This is a genomic window from Megasphaera geminata F0357, assembly GCF_000239275.1.
Taxonomy (GTDB): Bacteria; Bacillota; Negativicutes; order Veillonellales; family Megasphaeraceae; genus Megasphaera; species Megasphaera geminata.
In genome coordinates this window covers 45,278-45,522 of sequence record NZ_JH417616.1, presented here as the reverse complement: position 1 = coordinate 45,522, position 245 = coordinate 45,278, and positions in this window count along the sequence as shown.

The window sequence follows — 245 nt, the reverse complement described above, 5'->3', positions numbered from 1 at the left end:
AATTACCTAAACCCCGAGAGGGGACGGAAACGTGGGGACTTGGTGGCATAAAACATAATCCACCATTGCCAATTAATTACCTAAACCCCGAGAGGGGACGGAAACGTTCGACGTGTTTGCGTACTATCACCCCCGCGATCCAATTAATTACCTAAACCCCGAGAGGGGACGGAAACTCCGTTGTGTCGGGAAGGTTGGTGTTCGACGGAACTAAATTAATTACCTAAACCCCGAGAGGGGACGGA